Genomic DNA, 17,441 nt, shown 5'->3' on the forward strand with positions numbered 1-17,441 from the left:
TTAAAAGAGAACCATTTTTCTTTTTGATAGTTAGAAGTGAAGCGTGCTTTCTTCTAGCTGTTTGTTTGTTAGTGTACGGTTTTATTCTTAATCTATAAAAATGCAATCATCTATTTTTGCTTTCTGTTTGCTTGGGAAGTAGAGTAGGTGAAATCATTTTTAGATACTATAACGCGAGATTTGAGGGGTGAATCAGTTGACAGGTCAACTAGTTCAGTATGGACGCCACCGCCAGCGAAGAAGCTATGCAAGAATTAACGAAGTGCTGGAGCTGCCGAATTTAATTGAGATTCAGACAGCATCCTATCAGTGGTTTCTTGATGAGGGCCTTAGAGAAATGTTCCAAGATATTTCTCCAATACAAGACTTCACAGGGAACTTGGTTCTAGAATTTATTGACTATAGTCTTGGAGAACCGAAGTATGATGTAGACGAATCAAAAGAGCGTGATGTTACGTATGCAGCACCATTACGTGTGAAGGTTCGTTTGATCAACAAGGAGACTGGGGAAGTCAAAGAGCAAGAAGTATTTATGGGGGATTTCCCATTGATGACTGAAACAGGGACGTTCGTTATTAACGGAGCAGAACGTGTTATTGTTTCCCAGCTTGTTCGTTCACCAAGTGTGTACTATAGTCAGAAAACGGATAAGAACGGTAAAAAAGGCTTCACGGCTACAGTAATTCCAAACCGTGGTGCGTGGTTGGAACTCGAGACAGACGCCAAGGATATCGTTTATGTTCGTATAGACCGCACAAGAAAAATCCCAGTAACGGTTCTTTTGCGTGCATTAGGTTTTGGATCTGATCAAGAGATCATTGATTTATTAGGCGAAGATGAATATCTTCGCAACTCGTTAGAAAAAGATAACACTGACGGAACAGATAAGGCTTTACTTGAAATTTATGAGCGTCTTCGTCCAGGTGAACCACCTACTGTCGATAATGCGAAGAGCCTCTTAGAATCAAGATTCTTTGATCCAAAGCGTTATGATCTAGCAAATGTAGGACGTTATAAAATTAATAAAAAGCTTCATATTAAAAATCGTTTATTTAATCAACGTCTCGCGGAAACGCTAGTAGATCCAGAAACAGGAGAAGTTATTGCTGAAGAAGGAACACTTCTAGATCGCCGCGCATTAGATCGTATTTTACCGTATATCGAGAATAATGTCGGTTTCCGTCATGTTCGTGCTTCTGGTGGAGTAGTGGAAGATGAAGATATCGAATTACAATCGATTTTGATTTATGCTCCTAATGATCAAGAAGGTGAGCGCACAATTCGTGTCATTGGTAATGCTATGGTTGAGCGTGATGTAAAACACATTACACCAGCTGACATTATTGCTTCTATTAACTATTTCTTTAACTTATTGCACGGTGTCGGTGACACAGATGATATTGATCATTTAGGAAACCGTCGTCTACGTTCAGTTGGAGAGCTTCTCCAAAATCAATTCCGTATCGGGTTATCTCGTATGGAGCGTGTGGTTCGTGAACGTATGTCGATTCAAGATCCGAATATGATTACGCCACAAGCGTTAATTAACATTCGTCCAGTTATTGCTTCTATTAAAGAGTTCTTTGGTAGCTCTCAGTTATCACAGTTCATGGATCAAACAAATCCTTTAGCAGAGTTAACTCATAAGCGTCGTCTTTCGGCACTTGGACCTGGTGGTTTGACTCGTGAACGTGCGGGCTTCGAAGTTCGTGACGTTCACTACTCACACTATGGTCGTATGTGTCCAATTGAAACGCCAGAGGGACCTAACATCGGTCTGATTAACTCCCTTTCATCATATGCAAAGGTAAATGAGTTCGGCTTTATGGAAACACCGTATCGTCGTGTTGATCCGGATACAGGAAAAGTTACTTCTCAAATTGATTATTTAACTGCCGATGAAGAGGATAATTACGTTGTTGCACAGGCAAATGCGCGCCTTGCTGAGGACGGCTCATTCATCGATGATAATATTATTGCCCGTTTCCGTGGTGAAAACACAGTTGTACCTCGTGAACGTCTAGACTACATGGATGTATCACCGAAGCAAGTTGTTTCTGCTGCTACATCGTGTATCCCGTTCTTAGAAAACGATGACTCGAACCGTGCACTAATGGGAGCAAACATGCAACGTCAGGCAGTTCCTTTGCTTGTTCCAGAAGCACCTTTTGTAGGTACAGGTATGGAGCATGTTTCAGCCAAAGATTCAGGTGCAGCCATTGTTTCTAAATCTAAAGGGATTGTTGAACGTGTAACTGCAAAAGAAATTTGGGTCCGCCGTCTTGAAGAAGTGGACGGTAAGGAAGTTAAAGGTGACCTTGATAAGTATAAATTACAAAAATTCATCCGTTCCAACCAAGGAACTAGTTACAACCAACGTCCAATTGTTGCTGAAGGAGATGTCGTTTCAAAACGTGAAATCTTAGCTGATGGTCCGTCGATGGAACTAGGTGAAATGGCACTTGGCCGTAACGTTATGGTTGGTTTCATGACGTGGGATGGTTATAACTATGAGGATGCAATCATTTTAAGTGAACGTCTCGTTAAGGATGACGTGTATACATCTGTTCATATTGAAGAATATGAATCAGAAGCACGTGATACAAAGCTTGGACCAGAAGAAATTACGCGTGATATCCCTAATGTCGGGGAAGATGCTCTGAAGAATCTTGATGAGCGTGGAATTATCCGTGTTGGTGCTGAAGTAAAAGATGGAGATATTCTTGTAGGGAAAGTAACACCTAAGGGAGTTACAGAGCTTACAGCTGAAGAACGTCTTTTACACGCAATTTTCGGTGAAAAAGCACGTGAGGTTCGTGATACATCACTTCGCGCTCCGCATGGTGGCGACGGAATTGTCCTTGATGTGAAGATTTTCAATCGTGAAGATGGCGATGAACTACCACCTGGTGTAAATCAGTTGGTTCGTGTATACATCGTACAGAAGCGTAAAATTCACGAAGGAGATAAAATGGCAGGTCGTCATGGTAATAAAGGTGTAATCTCACGTATTTTACCAGAAGAAGATATGCCTTATTTACCTGATGGAACACCGATTGATATCATGTTAAATCCGTTAGGGGTACCATCGCGTATGAATATCGGGCAAGTGCTTGAACTTCACTTAGGAATGGCTGCCCGCAAACTAGGGATTCATGTTGCTTCTCCTGTATTTGATGGAGCAAATGAAGAAGATGTTTGGGGAACGCTTGAAGAAGCAGGTATGGCTCGTGATGGTAAAACGGTTCTATATGATGGTCGTACAGGTGAACCATTTGATAACCGTGTATCTGTTGGAATCATGTATATGATTAAACTCGCTCACATGGTTGACGATAAGCTACATGCTCGTTCAACTGGACCTTACTCTCTTGTTACGCAACAGCCATTAGGAGGTAAAGCTCAATTTGGTGGTCAGCGTTTTGGAGAGATGGAGGTTTGGGCGCTTGAAGCATACGGAGCAGCTTATACATTGCAAGAGATTTTAACTGTTAAGTCCGATGATGTAGTCGGTCGTGTTAAAACTTATGAAGCAATTGTTAAAGGTGAAAACGTACCAGAGCCTGGTGTACCAGAATCATTTAAAGTTCTTATCAAAGAGCTACAATCATTAGGTATGGACGTGAAGATGCTCACAAGCAACGAAGAAGAAATTGAAATGAGAGAGCTTGACGATGAAGAAGAGCAAACAAGCGAAAAGTTAAATCTTAACTTCGAATCAAGTGAATCAAACGCATAAATTGATGTAAGCAGTTTGGGAGCTAGTGATAAGCTAGTTCCCTCGACTGTCTATTCATTTAGTATTGAATGAATAATGTATCAGCCATCGCATTCGTGTAGAATTAGTCATGGAAACCAAAAGGGAGGTAAGCCCCTTGTTAGATGTAAATAACTTCGAATATATGAAAATCGGCCTCGCTTCACCGAATAAGATCCGTTCTTGGTCTAGAGGGGAAGTTAAAAAGCCAGAAACAATAAACTACCGTACACTAAAGCCTGAAAAGGATGGTCTTTTCTGCGAGAGAATCTTTGGTCCTCAAAAAGACTGGGAGTGTCACTGTGGGAAATATAAGCGTGTTCGTTACAAAGGTGTTGTTTGTGATCGTTGTGGTGTTGAAGTAACGCGTGCGAAAGTTCGTCGTGAACGCATGGGTCATATTGAACTTGCTGCACCAGTGTCACATATTTGGTATTTCAAAGGCATTCCTAGTCGTATGGGTCTTGTCCTTGATATGTCGCCACGTTCATTGGAAGAAGTCATTTACTTTGCTTCTTATGTAGTTACGGATCCAGGTGATACACCGCTTGAAAAAAAGCAACTTTTATCTGAAAAGGAATTCCGTACGTATCGTGATAAATACGGTCGTTCATTCACGGCTCAAATGGGTGCCGAAGCAATTCGTAAGCTATTAGCTGATATTGATCTTGAAAAAGAAGTTGGTTTATTAAAAGAAGAGCTTGTTACAGCTCAAGGCCAACGACGTACACGTGCAGTGAAGCGTCTTGAGGTATTAGAAGCATTCCGTCATTCAGGCAATGAACCTTCGTGGATGGTTCTTGATGTGCTTCCGGTTATTCCTCCAGAGCTACGTCCGATGGTTCAACTTGACGGTGGACGTTTTGCTACGTCAGATCTTAATGACCTGTATCGTCGTGTAATCAACCGCAACAATCGCTTGAAGCGTCTTCTGGACTTAGGAGCACCGAATATTATTGTGCAAAATGAGAAGCGTATGCTTCAAGAAGCAGTTGATGCGTTAATCGATAACGGTCGTCGTGGTCGTCCAGTTACAGGTCCAGGTAATCGTCCTCTAAAATCACTTTCACATATGTTGAAAGGGAAGCAAGGTCGTTTCCGTCAAAACCTTCTTGGAAAGCGTGTTGACTATTCTGGTCGTTCTGTAATCGTTGTAGGTCCTAACCTTAAGATGTACCAATGCGGGCTACCAAAAGAAATGGCTCTTGAACTCTTTAAACCATTTGTTATGAAAGAGCTTGTTGGTAAAGGGCTTGCTCATAATATTAAGAGTGCAAAACGTAAGGTAGAGCGTGTGCAACCAGAAGTATGGGATGTTCTTGAAGAAGTAATCCGTGAGCATCCAGTTCTATTAAACCGCGCACCTACTCTTCACCGACTTGGTATTCAAGCGTTCGAACCAATTCTAGTTGAAGGTCGTGCAATTAAACTTCATCCGCTCGTATGTACAGCTTATAATGCTGACTTTGACGGTGACCAAATGGCTGTCCACGTTCCATTATCAGCAGAAGCACAAGCAGAAGCTCGTATTCTAATGCTTGCTGCACAAAATATCCTTAACCCGAAGGATGGAAAGCCGGTTGTTACACCTTCACAGGATATGGTACTTGGTAACTATTACTTAACATTAGAGCGTAAAAATGCTCTAGGTGAGGGTTCGGTTTTCAAAGATACAAATGAAGCGTTAATTGCTTATCAAAATGGTTATGTTCATTTGCATAGTAGAGTAGCTATTCCTGTTGCTTCACTAGGTAAAACAACATTCCGCGATGATCAAGCAAATAAATTGCTATTAACAACAGTCGGGAAGCTAATTTTTAATGAAATCTTACCAGAAACATTCCCTTATGTGAATGAACCGACAATGACGAACTTAGAAGTAGCTACTCCCGATAAATACATTACAGCTAGCACAACTAATGTAAAAGAACACTTTGCTAATAGCGAACTTGTTCCACCGTTTAAGAAAGGCTTCCTAGGAAACATTATTGCGGAAGTATTTAAGAAGTTTGCAATTGCAGAAACTTCTAAAATGCTTGACCGAATGAAGGACTTAGGATTTAAACATTCGACCAAAGCTGGTATTACAGTCGGTGTCGCTGATATCGTTGTACTGGCAGAGAAGAAAGAAATTTTAGCGGAAGCAGAGCTAAAGGTTGAGAAGGTTCTTAAGCAGTTCCGCCGTGGTTTAATTACGGAGGAAGAGCGTTATGACCGTGTTATCTCGGTCTGGAGTGAAGCGAAAGATGTTATCCAGAATAAGCTAATGGGCACGCTTGACACAAGTAACCCAATCTTTATGATGAGTGACTCTGGAGCTCGTGGTAACGCATCTAACTTTACACAGCTTGCAGGTATGCGTGGACTAATGGCTAACCCGTCTGGTCGAATTATTGAACTTCCAATTAAATCGAGTTTCCGTGAAGGTCTTACAGTACTCGAATACTTCATCTCTACACATGGTGCGCGTAAAGGTCTTGCCGATACAGCACTTAAAACAGCTGACTCAGGTTACCTAACTCGTCGTCTTGTTGACGTTGCGCAGGATGTTATTGTACGTGAAGATGATTGCGGAACAGACCGAGGTCTAGCTGTAAGAGCAATTAAAGAAGGAAATGAAGTTATTGAAGGCTTATATGACCGTCTTGTAGGTCGTGTGGCATTTAAGACACTTAAGCACCCAGAAACTGGGGAGGTCTTAATTGGAAAGAATGGATTGATTCGTGAGGAAATCGCGAAGCAAATTGTTGATGCGGATATTGAAGAAGTAACGATTCGTTCCGTCTTTACGTGTGATACGCGCCACGGTGTATGTAAAAAATGTTATGGCCGTAACCTAGCAACAGGAAGTGACGTTGAGGTTGGTGAGGCAGTTGGTATTATTGCTGCACAATCAATCGGTGAGCCAGGTACTCAGCTTACAATGCGTACGTTCCATACTGGTGGGGTTGCCGGAGATGATATTACACAAGGTCTTCCGCGTATCCAAGAGATCTTTGAAGCTCGTAATCCTAAAGGTCAAGCTCTTATTTCTGAAATCGATGGAGAAATCATTGACTTTAAAGATGGAGATAAGCGTGAAATTACAATTAAGAGCGATATGGAAACAAAGAGTTATGCAATTCCATACGGATCTCGTTTAAAAGGTGCTGTCGGAGATATGGTTGTTGCTGGTCAATCAATCACAGAAGGTTCCATAGATCCAAAAGAACTTTTAAAGGTAAAAGGAATGAATGAAGTACAAGAATACCTCCTTCGTGAAGTGCAAAAAGTATACCGTATGCAAGGGGTAGAAATTGGTGATAAGCACGTAGAAGTAATGGTACGTCAAATGCTTCGTAAAGTTCGTGTTGTCGACGCTGGTGAAACGAATGTTCTTCCTGGTTCTCTTATTGAAATTCAGCAGTTTAATGATGAGAATAAGAAAGTTCTTCTTGAAAGAAAGCGTCCTGCAACTGGGAAGCCTGTGTTGCTTGGGATTACAAAAGCATCACTTGAAACAGACTCATTCTTATCTGCTGCATCATTCCAAGAAACAACTCGTGTCTTAACAGATGCTGCTATAAAAGGTAAGCGTGATGAACTACTTGGCCTTAAAGAAAATGTTATTATCGGTAAGCTTGTACCAGCTGGAACAGGAATGCCACGTTATCGTAATTTGAACATTCACTCTAAGTATGATGAGCAAGCCGCGGAAGTGGTTGAAGGTACAACGTCAGAAGAAGCTCTTACTCACGAATAAATTTATTCAAAGAGATATTGACACCTTGATATGAGAGTGATAAGATATCAAAGTGTGCCTGAGAAACCTGTTGCTTTGGAGGATTATTCATGTCTTATGAAAAAGTCTTACAGGCTAATGACCTAATAATAGGTACAAAACAAACGCTTAAGGCGCTTGATGATGGTAATGTTTCTAAGGTGATTATCGCAAGAGATGCTGAGTACCGAGTGATCTATAAGGTTGAAGCATTAGCGAAAACCAAAGACATACCACTTGTATATGTCGACTCAATGAAGAAGCTTGGAAAAGCTTGTGGAATTGAAGTTGGTGCAGCCACTGTTGCTTTAAGGAAGTAATCGTGTTTTTGCCAATCGGGGTGATCCGTTTGGCAAAAACTTTCCTTTTGCCCAAAGATGAACCACCTGGATCAGTGGTCTTAACTAATGAAAGAGAGGAGGAAATATTCATGCCTACAATTAATCAGTTAATTCGTAAAGGTCGCGTTGCGAAAGTAAAGAAGTCTGACTCTCCAGCACTTAACAAAGGTTTCAACAGCTTCAAGAAAGCTCAAACAAACCTTTCATCTCCACAAAAACGTGGTGTTTGTACTCGTGTTGGTACGATGACTCCGAAGAAGCCGAACTCAGCTCTTCGTAAATATGCGCGTGTTCGTTTAACGAACCAAATTGAAGTTACAGCGTATATCCCAGGTATCGGACACAACTTACAAGAGCACAGTGTTGTTCTTATTCGTGGTGGACGTGTAAAGGATTTACCAGGGGTACGTTACCATATCGTTCGTGGTGCGCTTGATACTGCTGGTGTACAAAACCGTATGCAAGGTCGTTCTAAGTACGGAACAAAGCGCCCGAAAGCGCCTAAAAACTAATTTAATAATAGAAGGAAGGAGGGGACTTTATGCCTCGTAAAGGACCAGTCGCTCGTCGCGATGTATTACCAGATCCTATTTATAAAACGAAGTTAGTTACTCGTCTAATTAACCGTATTATGGTTGATGGTAAGCGTGGTGTTGCACAAACAATTCTTTATAATGCATTTGATATCGTAAGAGAACGCAGTGGAAACGATCCTATGGAAGTATTTGACCAAGCGCTTAAGAACATTATGCCTGTTCTTGAAGTTAAGGCTCGTCGTGTTGGTGGTGCAAACTATCAAGTACCGATCGAAGTTAAGCCTGAACGTCGTACTACACTAGGTCTTCGTTGGTTAGTAAATTATTCACGTCTTCGCGGAGAGAAGACGATGGAAGAACGTCTAGCAAACGAAATTCTTGACGCTGCAAACAATACAGGTGCTGCTGTTAAGAAACGTGAAGATACTCATAAGATGGCTGAAGCGAACAAAGCATTCGCTCACTATCGCTGGTAGAATTCGAATCATATCAAATAAATTGATTGAATTAGGAAGGAGAAATAACCTATGGCAAGAGAGTTCTCCTTAAAAGATACGCGTAATATCGGTATCATGGCTCACATCGATGCTGGTAAAACAACAACAACTGAACGTGTACTTTTTTACACTGGACGTGTTCATAAAATTGGTGAAACTCATGAAGGTGCTTCACAAATGGACTGGATGGAGCAGGAGCAAGAACGTGGTATCACAATCACTTCTGCTGCAACAACAGCTCAGTGGAAAAACCATCGTATTAACATCATCGATACTCCTGGACACGTAGATTTCACAGTTGAAGTAGAACGTTCACTTCGCGTATTGGACGGAGCTGTAGCGGTACTTGATGCTCAATCTGGTGTTGAGCCTCAAACAGAAACAGTTTGGCGCCAAGCAACAACTTATGGCGTTCCACGTGTCGTGTTTGTTAACAAAATGGATAAAACTGGAGCGGACTTCTTATATTCAGTAGGGACTCTTCGTGATCGCCTTCAAGCAAATGCTCATCCGATCCAATTACCAATTGGTTCTGAAGACAACTTTGAAGGAATTATTGACCTCGTTGAAATGGTAGCATATTTCTATGCGGACGATCTTGGTAGCCAAATTGACGTGAAAGAAATTCCTGAAGAATATAAAGAGCAAGCTGAAGAGTACCATGAGAAGCTGATTGAAGCTGTTGCTGAGCTTGATGAAGAGCTTACAATGAAGTACTTAGAAGGTGAAGAACTTACAAAGGAAGAAATCAAAGCTGCAATCCGTAAAGGTACTTGTAACGTTGAATTCTATCCAGTCATTTGTGGTTCGGCATTTAAGAACAAAGGTGTTCAACTTATGCTTGACGCTGTTCTTGACTACCTTCCATCACCACTTGATGTACCTGCTATCAAAGGAATCGTTCCTGATAGTGAAGAAGAAATAACGCGTGAGCCTGGTGACGATCAACCATTCTCTGCATTAGCGTTTAAGGTTATGTCTGACCCTTACGTTGGTAAGCTTACATTCTTCCGTGTATACTCTGGTACATTAGAAGCTGGTTCTTATGTTAAAAATTCAACAAAGGATAAGCGTGAGCGTGTTGGTCGTATCCTACAAATGCATGCAAACTCTCGTGAGGAAATCGCTCAGGTTTACTCTGGTGATATCGCTGCTGCTGTAGGTCTTAAAGATACGACTACTGGAGATACTCTTTGTGATGAAAAGAATCTTGTTATTCTTGAATCAATGGACTTCCCAGAGCCAGTAATCTCATTATCTGTTGAGCCTAAGTCAAAGGCTGATCAAGATAAAATGGGTATGGCACTTGCGAAACTTGCTGAAGAAGATCCAACATTCCGTACTGAAACAAACGAAGAGACTGGTCAAACAATTATCTCTGGTATGGGTGAGCTTCACCTTGATATCATTGTTGACCGTATGAAGCGTGAGTTTAAAGTAGAGGCTAATGTAGGTGCTCCTCAAGTATCATATCGTGAAACAATTCGTCAATCTGCCCAAGTTGAAGGTAAATTCGTTCGTCAATCTGGTGGTCGTGGACAATTCGGACACGTTTGGATTGAGTTCTCACCAAATGAAGAGGGCAAAGGATTTGAATTTGAAAACGCAGTAGTTGGTGGATCTGTTCCTCGTGAATACATTAACTCTGTTCAACAAGGTGTTGAAGAATCTCTTGCGAATGGTATGATTGCTGGCTTCCCACTAATCGATATTAAAGCTAAGCTTTTTGATGGTTCTTACCATGATGTCGATTCAAGTGAAATGGCATTTAAGATTGCAGCTTCAATGGCTCTTAAAAATGCAAAAACAAAGTGTAAGCCGGTTCTTCTTGAGCCGTTAATGAGAGTTGAAATTGTTGTACCTGAAGAGTACATGGGTGATGTAATGGGTGACGTTACAGCTCGCCGTGGACGAGTTGATGGAATGGAAGCACGCGGAAACGCACAAATCGTTAAAGCGTTCGTTCCATTAGCTGAAATGTTTGGTTATGCAACTTCACTTCGTTCGCGTACGCAAGGTCGCGGAACGTACTCTATGTTCTTTGATCACTACGAAGAAGCTCCTAAGAGCATCGCAGAAGAAATTATTAAGAAGCAAACTGGTGAATAATTTTGCTTTATAATTGTTTCAAGTAATATTTTGTTGTAAGCTTAGAAAGGTGATATTTATCAATGGGTATTTCACCTTTCTTACCCATAAAAAAATTCTTAATTTTGTTCAATCAAGGGAGGAAATGAATCATGGCTAAAGAAAAATTCGATCGTTCCAAGGAACATGCCAATATTGGTACTATTGGACACGTTGACCACGGTAAAACAACTCTAACTGCTGCAATTACAACAGTTTTAGCTAAGAAATCTGGTAAAGGTGTTGCAATGGCGTATGACGCAATTGATGGTGCTCCAGAAGAGCGTGAGCGTGGAATTACAATCTCTACTGCACACGTTGAGTACGAAACTGATACACGTCACTACGCACACGTAGATTGCCCAGGACATGCTGACTATGTTAAAAACATGATTACTGGTGCTGCGCAAATGGATGGAGGAATCTTAGTAGTATCTGCTGCTGATGGTCCTATGCCACAAACTCGTGAGCACATCCTTTTATCTCGTCAAGTAGGTGTACCTTACCTTGTTGTATTCATGAACAAGTGTGACATGGTAGACGACGAAGAACTACTTGAATTAGTAGAAATGGAAGTTCGTGACCTTCTTTCTGAGTACGATTTCCCTGGTGATGACATTCCTGTTATCCAAGGTTCTGCTCTTAAAGCTTTAGAAGGAGACGAAGCATGGGAAGCTAAAATCATCGAGCTTATGGAAGCTGTTGATAGCTATATCCCAACTCCTGAGCGTGACAAAGAAAAGCCTTTCATGATGCCTGTTGAAGATGTATTCTCGATCACTGGTCGTGGTACAGTTGCAACTGGTCGTGTAGAGCGTGGTCAACTTAATGTTGGTGACGTAATTGACATTATCGGTATCACTGAAGAGCCTAAATCAACAACTTGTACGGGTGTTGAAATGTTCCGTAAGCTTCTTGACTATGCTGAAGCTGGAGACAACATCGGAGCACTTCTTCGTGGTGTGAGCCGTGATGAAGTACAACGTGGTCAAGTACTTGCTAAGCCTGGTACAATTACACCACACACAAACTTCAAAGCTGAAGTTTACGTATTATCAAAAGAAGAAGGTGGACGTCATACTCCATTCTTCACTAACTACCGTCCACAGTTCTACTTCCGTACAACTGACGTAACTGGAATCGTTAAACTTCCAGAAGGCGTTGAGATGGTAATGCCTGGTGACAACATCGAAATGACGGTTGAGCTTATTGCACCAATCGCGATCGAAGAAGGTACTAAGTTCTCTATCCGTGAGGGTGGACGTACTGTTGGTGCTGGCGTTGTTGCTACTATCCAAAAGTAATAAAACACGTAGAAGTTTTGAAAAGTATCTCATTCAATGAGATACTTTTCTTTTTTATTTAAAAAACACTTGAATTATCTCAGAAGTGTCTGTATAATAGTATGAGTGTGACCAGAGTAGGTATTTTACTTGCATTGTTTATTAATTGTGTGTATAATATTGAATGTTGGTCATTGACAGCGATGAAGCGAAAGGTTGCTGACACACCAGGCCCCTTTGCCATGGCAGGGTGTAGGAAATTTTCGCAGAGTATGTCTGTTTATAAAAATGGACGAAAAAGGAGGGGCTATAATGGCAAAGCAAAAGATTCGCATTCGTTTGAAAGCTTATGATCACAGAGTCCTTGATCAATCTGCAGAAAAGATTGTAGACACAGCAAAACGTTCAGGTGCAAGTGTATCGGGTCCGATTCCACTTCCGACTGAGAAATCTGTTTATACAATTCTTCGTGCTGTACACAAGTACAAAGATTCTCGTGAGCAATTTGAAATGCGTACACACAAGCGTCTAATTGACATTGTGAATCCGACTCCACAAACTGTGGATGCATTAATGCGTTTGGATTTACCATCTGGTGTGGACATCGAAATTAAACTTTAATTGTAACTATATAATGAGGTGAGTCCTCATTTAATGATATGAAAATGGCAAAAAAATATGATTTTTTATAGGAGGTGTAACGGATGACCAAAGGAATCTTAGGTAGAAAAATTGGCATGACACAAATCTTTGCTGAAAATGGTGAAGTCATCCCAGTAACAGTTATTGAAGCTGAACCAAATGTCGTTCTTCAAAAGAAAACTGTTGAATCTGATGGATACGAAGCAATCCAAATCGGTTTTGCTGACCAAAAGAAAGCAAACACAAACAAGCCAGCTGAAGGCCACGCTGCAAAAGCGAATACGGCTCCTAAGCGCTTCATCAAGGAAATCCGTAATGCAAATCTTGGCGAGTATGAAGTAGGCCAAGAAGTGAAAGTGGATACTTTTGCTGAAGGTGACGTTGTTGATGTAACAGGAACTTCAAAAGGGAAAGGTTTCCAAGGCTCTATTAAACGCCATAACCAATCTCGTGGGCCGATGTCTCACGGTTCTCGTTATCATCGTCGTCCAGGTTCAATGGGACCTGTTGCTCCAAACCGTGTTTTCAAAGGTAAGTTATTACCTGGTCGCATGGGTGGAGAGCAAATCACAGTACAAAATCTTGAAATCGTAAAAGTTGATACAGAACGTAATCTTCTTTTAGTAAAAGGTAATGTTCCTGGCGCTAAGAAGAGCTATGTCTCTATTCAAAGTGCGGTTAAAGCAAAATAAAGATTGAAAGAAAGGAGGACACATCATGCCGAAAGTAGCATTATTTAGTCAAACGGGTTCACAAGTTGGAGATATCGAATTATCTGATTCTGTCTTTGGTATTGAACCAAACAAAAGTGTGCTTCATGACGCTGTTGTGATGCAACAAGCATCTCTTCGTCAAGGTACACATAAAACAAAAGGACGTTCTGAAGTACGTGGTGGTGGTCGTAAGCCATGGCGTCAAAAAGGAACAGGTCGCGCACGTCAAGGTTCGATCCGTTCACCACAATGGGTAGGTGGTGGTGTAGTATTTGGCCCAACGCCACGTAGCTACAGCTACAAGTTACCTAAAAAGGTACGTCGTTTAGCAATCAAATCTGCCCTTTCAAGTAAGGTGTTAGCAGAGGAAATCGTAGTGCTAGATAATTTAGCATTTGATGCTCCGAAAACAAAAGAAATGGCTGCTGTTCTTTCAGGTCTAACTGTTGACCGTAAGGCATTAGTTGTTACAGCTAATTACAATGAAGCGGTTGCTCTTTCTGCACGCAACTTACCTGGTGTAACTTTTGTTACAGCAGAAGGTGTCAATGTGCTTGATGTGCTTAAACACGATAAGCTAGTCATCACAAAAGAGGCCGTTGAAAAGGTCGAGGAGGTGTTTGCGTAATGTCAAACGCTCGTGATATTATTAAGCGTCCCGTGATTACTGAACGTTCAACTGACCTTATGAGTGATAAGAGATACACGTTCGAAGTAGACGTTCGTGCGAACAAAACTCAAATCAAAGATGCGATTGAAGAAATCTTTGAAGTGAAAGTTGATAAAGTAAACACAATGAATTATAAAGGTAAGTCAAAGCGTTTTGGTCGTTACACGGGTTTCACAGCTCGTCGTAAAAAAGCCATTGTAACTTTATCACCTGAGAGCAAAGAGCTCGAATTCTTTGAAGGTGTGTAAGAATAATAGCGAAGGAGGGAACTGAAGATGGCGATTAAAAAGTACAAACCAACCAGTGCTGGTCGTCGTGGTATGTCCGTATTAGATTTTGCGGAAATCACAACGGATAAGCCAGAAAAATCGTTACTTTCACCTTTACACAAAAAAGGCGGACGTAACAACCAAGGTAAACTAACTGTGCGTCACCAAGGTGGCGGTCACAAGCGTCAGTATCGTGTGATTGATTTCAAACGTACTAAAGATGGAATTCCAGGACGCGTTGCTACAATCGAGTACGATCCTAACCGTACTGCAAACATCGCACTTATCAACTACGTTGATGGTGAAAAACGTTATATCCTAGCGCCTAAAGGTCTTAAAGTTGGTACTGTGATTGAGTCTGGTCCAGAAGCTGATATTAAAGTTGGTAATGCACTACCACTTAAAAATATTCCAGTTGGTACAGTTATTCATAATATCGAATTAAAACCTGGTAAAGGCGGACAACTTGTTCGTTCTGCAGGAGCACAAGCTCAATTGCTTGGTAAAGAAGGCGAATACGTTCTTGTTCGTTTGAAGTCTGGTGAAACACGCTACATTTTAGCTACTTGTCGTGCAACAATCGGTCAAGTTGGTAACTTAGAGCATGAACTTGTTAACATTGGTAAAGCAGGTCGTTCACGTTGGTTAGGCAAGCGCCCTACTGTTCGTGGATCTGTAATGAACCCTAACGATCACCCACACGGTGGTGGTGAAGGTAAGTCACCAATCGGACGTAAGTCACCAATGTCTCCATGGGGTAAACCAACTCTTGGTTACAAGACTCGTAAGAAGAACAAACTGTCTGATAAGTATATTGTACGTCGTCGTAAAAAATAACGGGGTTGCACTGCGGTTCTAAGATTAGAACCGTAGGCTAATCACGAAGGGAGGTTTTCTCATGGGTCGTAGTTTGAAAAAGGGACCTTTTGTCGATGATCATCTTATGAAAAAAGTTGAAGTAATGAACGAAACTGAAGATAAGAGAGTCATTAAGACTTGGTCACGCCGTTCAACGATTTTCCCTGAGTTTATCGGTCACACTATCGCAGTGTATGATGGCCGTAAGCACGTACCTGTTTACGTATCTGAAGATATGGTCGGTCACAAACTTGGTGAGTTTGCACCAACTCGTACGTATAAAGGTCACGCAGCAGATGATAAGAAAACAAGACGTTAAGGTAAGGTAGAGAGGAGGTCAATCCCATGCAAGCTAAAGCTGTAGCAAAACAAGTACGTATTGCTCCTCGTAAAGTTCGTTTAGTTGTGGACCTTATTCGCGGTAAGCATGTTGGCGAAGCTATTGCTATTCTTCGTCACACACCTAAAGCTGCTTCACCGGTTGTAGAGAAGTTATTAAACTCTGCAATTGCGAATGCTGAGCACAACTACGAAATGGAGCCAAACAACCTTGTAATTAGTGAGGCGTTTGTAAACGAGGGTGTTACTTTGAAACGTTTCCGTCCACGTGCGATGGGACGTGCGAGTCGTATCAACAAACGTTCTAGCCACATTACATTAGTTGTAACAGAAAAGAAGGAGGGATAAAGCGTGGGTCAAAAAGTAAATCCTATTGGACTTCGAGTTGGCGTTATTCGTGACTGGGAGTCAAAATGGTTCGCTGATAAAGATTATGCTGATTTACTACACGAAGATATTAAAATTCGTGAGTATATCGAAAAACGTTTGAAAGACGCATCTGTGTCTAAAGTAGAAATCGAACGTGCCGCTAACCGCGTTAACATTACAATTTCTACTGCTAAGCCAGGTATGGTGATCGGAAAAGGCGGTTCAGAAGTTGAAGCGTTACGTAAGGCACTTAACGAATTAACTGGCAAGCGTGTACACATTAATATTTTCGAAATTAAGCAAGCTGACTTAGATGCTAAGCTTGTTGCTGAAAATATTGCTCGTCAATTAGAAAATCGTATTTCGTTCCGTCGTGCTATGAAGCAAGCAATTCAACGCACAATGCGTTCTGGTGCAAAGGGTATTAAAACTCAAGTATCTGGTCGTCTTGGCGGCGCTGATATTGCACGTGCAGAACATTACAGTGAAGGAACTGTTCCACTTCACACACTTCGCGCTGATATCGATTACGGTACAGCTGAAGCTGATACAACATACGGTAAGCTAGGTGTAAAAATCTGGATTTATCGTGGTGAAGTCCTTCCAACGAAAGGAACGAACAAAGAGGAAGGAGGCAACTAATCATGTTAATGCCAAAACGTGTTAAATATCGTCGCGAACATCGTGGAAATATGCGCGGTCGTGCGAAAGGCGGTACTGAAGTACATTTCGGTGAGTTTGGTTTGCAAGCTCTTGAAGCATCATGGATTACAAACCGTCAAATCGAATCTGCTCGTATTGCAATGACTCGTTATATGAAGCGTGGTGGTAAGGTTTGGATTAAGATCTTCCCTTCTAAGCCATACACTGCTAAGCCATTAGAAGTTCGAATGGGTTCTGGTAAAGGTGCTCCTGAAGGTTGGGTAGCTGTTGTCAAGCCTGGAAAAGTTATGTTTGAAATTGCTGGTGTTTCTGAGGAAGTTGCACGTGAAGCTTTACGTCTTGCTTCTCATAAATTACCTGTTAAATGTAAGTTTGTAAAACGCGAAGAAGTGGGTGGTGACGCAAATGAAAGCTAATGATATTCGTAACTTAACCACTGCTGAAATTGAGCAAAAGACGAAGTCACTTAAAGAAGAGTTATTTAACCTTCGCTTTCAACTAGCGACTGGTCAATTGGATAATCCAGCCCGTATTCGTGAAGTTCGTAAAGCAATTGCTCGTGCGAAGACAGTATTGCGTGAACGTGAGCTAGGAATTAACAACGGCTAAAAAGGAGG

Annotated in this window: 17 protein-coding genes; all 17 read left to right on the top strand. The window is 41.5% G+C overall.

Features of this window, described 5'->3' with window-relative positions; all coding sequences use genetic code 11:
• The first annotated feature begins 196 nt into the window (after positions 1 to 196).
• Positions 197 to 3,739: a DNA-directed RNA polymerase subunit beta gene (rpoB, locus tag IQ10_RS16300; RefSeq protein ID WP_144451535.1), complete on the top strand. Its 3,543-nt coding sequence runs from the start codon at positions 197 to 199 to the stop codon at positions 3,737 to 3,739.
• A 136-nt stretch (positions 3,740 to 3,875) separates the two neighbouring features.
• A complete protein-coding gene (gene rpoC / locus IQ10_RS16305) occupies positions 3,876 to 7,499 on the top strand; it encodes a DNA-directed RNA polymerase subunit beta' (RefSeq protein ID WP_144451536.1) in 3,624 nt (1,207 codons plus the stop codon).
• 89 nt (positions 7,500 to 7,588) lie between these two features.
• Positions 7,589 to 7,837 carry a 50S ribosomal protein L7ae-like protein gene (locus tag IQ10_RS16310; protein WP_144451537.1) on the top strand — a complete coding sequence of 83 codons (249 nt, stop codon included), beginning with the start codon at positions 7,589 to 7,591 and terminating at the stop codon, positions 7,835 to 7,837.
• 110 nt (positions 7,838 to 7,947) lie between these two features.
• Positions 7,948 to 8,370 carry a 30S ribosomal protein S12 gene (rpsL, locus tag IQ10_RS16315; RefSeq protein ID WP_144451538.1) on the top strand — a complete coding sequence of 141 codons (423 nt, stop codon included), beginning with the start codon at positions 7,948 to 7,950 and terminating at the stop codon, positions 8,368 to 8,370.
• Positions 8,371 to 8,399: 29 nt separating this feature from the next.
• Positions 8,400 to 8,870 (top strand): 30S ribosomal protein S7, encoded by a 471-nt coding sequence (rpsG, locus tag IQ10_RS16320; RefSeq protein ID WP_144451539.1) that lies wholly within the window; start codon positions 8,400 to 8,402, stop codon positions 8,868 to 8,870.
• 51 nt (positions 8,871 to 8,921) lie between these two features.
• Positions 8,922 to 11,000, top strand: a complete 2,079-nt coding sequence (gene fusA / locus IQ10_RS16325) for an elongation factor G (protein WP_144451540.1) — start codon at positions 8,922 to 8,924, stop codon at positions 10,998 to 11,000.
• A 131-nt stretch (positions 11,001 to 11,131) separates the two neighbouring features.
• Positions 11,132 to 12,322 carry an elongation factor Tu gene (gene tuf, locus IQ10_RS16330; protein WP_144451541.1) on the top strand — a complete coding sequence of 397 codons (1,191 nt, stop codon included), beginning with the start codon at positions 11,132 to 11,134 and terminating at the stop codon, positions 12,320 to 12,322.
• 291 nt (positions 12,323 to 12,613) lie between these two features.
• Complete coding sequence (gene rpsJ / locus IQ10_RS16340; protein WP_144451543.1) at positions 12,614 to 12,922, top strand: 30S ribosomal protein S10; 309 nt, start codon at positions 12,614 to 12,616, stop codon at positions 12,920 to 12,922.
• 83 nt (positions 12,923 to 13,005) lie between these two features.
• Positions 13,006 to 13,635 (top strand): 50S ribosomal protein L3, encoded by a 630-nt coding sequence (rplC, locus tag IQ10_RS16345; protein WP_144451544.1) that lies wholly within the window; start codon positions 13,006 to 13,008, stop codon positions 13,633 to 13,635.
• A 25-nt stretch (positions 13,636 to 13,660) separates the two neighbouring features.
• Positions 13,661 to 14,284 carry a 50S ribosomal protein L4 gene (rplD, locus tag IQ10_RS16350; RefSeq protein WP_144451545.1) on the top strand — a complete coding sequence of 208 codons (624 nt, stop codon included), beginning with the start codon at positions 13,661 to 13,663 and terminating at the stop codon, positions 14,282 to 14,284.
• Positions 14,284 to 14,574, top strand: coding sequence for a 50S ribosomal protein L23 (gene rplW, locus IQ10_RS16355; protein ID WP_144451546.1), 291 nt, complete (start codon positions 14,284 to 14,286; stop codon positions 14,572 to 14,574). Before rplD ends, rplW begins: the two co-directional genes overlap by 1 nt.
• Positions 14,575 to 14,601: 27 nt before the next feature.
• Positions 14,602 to 15,432 carry a 50S ribosomal protein L2 gene (rplB, locus tag IQ10_RS16360; RefSeq protein ID WP_144451547.1) on the top strand — a complete coding sequence of 277 codons (831 nt, stop codon included), beginning with the start codon at positions 14,602 to 14,604 and terminating at the stop codon, positions 15,430 to 15,432.
• Between the two features lie 61 nt (positions 15,433 to 15,493).
• Entirely contained in the window at positions 15,494 to 15,772 is a 279-nt protein-coding gene (rpsS, locus tag IQ10_RS16365) for a 30S ribosomal protein S19 (RefSeq protein WP_144451548.1), read from the top strand.
• A gap of 26 nt (positions 15,773 to 15,798) precedes the next feature.
• On the top strand, positions 15,799 to 16,140 hold the full coding sequence (gene rplV / locus IQ10_RS16370; protein WP_144451549.1) for a 50S ribosomal protein L22: 342 nt from the start codon (positions 15,799 to 15,801) through the stop codon (positions 16,138 to 16,140).
• A gap of 3 nt (positions 16,141 to 16,143) precedes the next feature.
• Positions 16,144 to 16,803, top strand: coding sequence for a 30S ribosomal protein S3 (gene rpsC, locus IQ10_RS16375; RefSeq protein WP_144451550.1), 660 nt, complete (start codon positions 16,144 to 16,146; stop codon positions 16,801 to 16,803).
• Between the two features lie 2 nt (positions 16,804 to 16,805).
• Complete coding sequence (rplP, locus tag IQ10_RS16380; RefSeq protein WP_144451551.1) at positions 16,806 to 17,240, top strand: 50S ribosomal protein L16; 435 nt, start codon at positions 16,806 to 16,808, stop codon at positions 17,238 to 17,240.
• Positions 17,230 to 17,433 (top strand): 50S ribosomal protein L29, encoded by a 204-nt coding sequence (gene rpmC, locus IQ10_RS16385; RefSeq protein WP_003322618.1) that lies wholly within the window; start codon positions 17,230 to 17,232, stop codon positions 17,431 to 17,433. The genes rplP and rpmC overlap by 11 nt, the downstream gene beginning before the upstream one ends.
• Positions 17,434 to 17,441 lie beyond the last annotated feature (8 nt).

The organism is Halalkalibacter nanhaiisediminis, from assembly GCF_007830185.1.
In the GTDB taxonomy this organism is placed as follows: Bacteria; Bacillota; Bacilli; order Bacillales; family Bacillaceae_D; genus Halalkalibacter; species Halalkalibacter nanhaiisediminis.

What these genes read in the sequence shown, in the direction of transcription:
- IQ10_RS16310 (WP_144451537.1), top strand. Translation starts at nt 7,589, where the DNA reads ATGTCTTATGAAAAAGTCTTACAGGCTAATGACCTAATAATAGGTACA.
- rpsL (WP_144451538.1), top strand. Translation starts at nt 7,948, where the DNA reads ATGCCTACAATTAATCAGTTAATTCGTAAAGGTCGCGTTGCGAAAGTA.
- rpsG (WP_144451539.1), top strand. Translation starts at nt 8,400, where the DNA reads ATGCCTCGTAAAGGACCAGTCGCTCGTCGCGATGTATTACCAGATCCT.
- fusA (WP_144451540.1), top strand. Translation starts at nt 8,922, where the DNA reads ATGGCAAGAGAGTTCTCCTTAAAAGATACGCGTAATATCGGTATCATG.
- tuf (WP_144451541.1), top strand. Translation starts at nt 11,132, where the DNA reads ATGGCTAAAGAAAAATTCGATCGTTCCAAGGAACATGCCAATATTGGT.
- rpsJ (WP_144451543.1), top strand. Translation starts at nt 12,614, where the DNA reads ATGGCAAAGCAAAAGATTCGCATTCGTTTGAAAGCTTATGATCACAGA.
- rplC (WP_144451544.1), top strand. Translation starts at nt 13,006, where the DNA reads ATGACCAAAGGAATCTTAGGTAGAAAAATTGGCATGACACAAATCTTT.
- rplD (WP_144451545.1), top strand. Translation starts at nt 13,661, where the DNA reads ATGCCGAAAGTAGCATTATTTAGTCAAACGGGTTCACAAGTTGGAGAT.
- rplW (WP_144451546.1), top strand. Translation starts at nt 14,284, where the DNA reads ATGTCAAACGCTCGTGATATTATTAAGCGTCCCGTGATTACTGAACGT.
- rplB (WP_144451547.1), top strand. Translation starts at nt 14,602, where the DNA reads ATGGCGATTAAAAAGTACAAACCAACCAGTGCTGGTCGTCGTGGTATG.
- rpsS (WP_144451548.1), top strand. Translation starts at nt 15,494, where the DNA reads ATGGGTCGTAGTTTGAAAAAGGGACCTTTTGTCGATGATCATCTTATG.
- rplV (WP_144451549.1), top strand. Translation starts at nt 15,799, where the DNA reads ATGCAAGCTAAAGCTGTAGCAAAACAAGTACGTATTGCTCCTCGTAAA.
- rplP (WP_144451551.1), top strand. Translation starts at nt 16,806, where the DNA reads ATGTTAATGCCAAAACGTGTTAAATATCGTCGCGAACATCGTGGAAAT.
- rpmC (WP_003322618.1), top strand. Translation starts at nt 17,230, where the DNA reads ATGAAAGCTAATGATATTCGTAACTTAACCACTGCTGAAATTGAGCAA.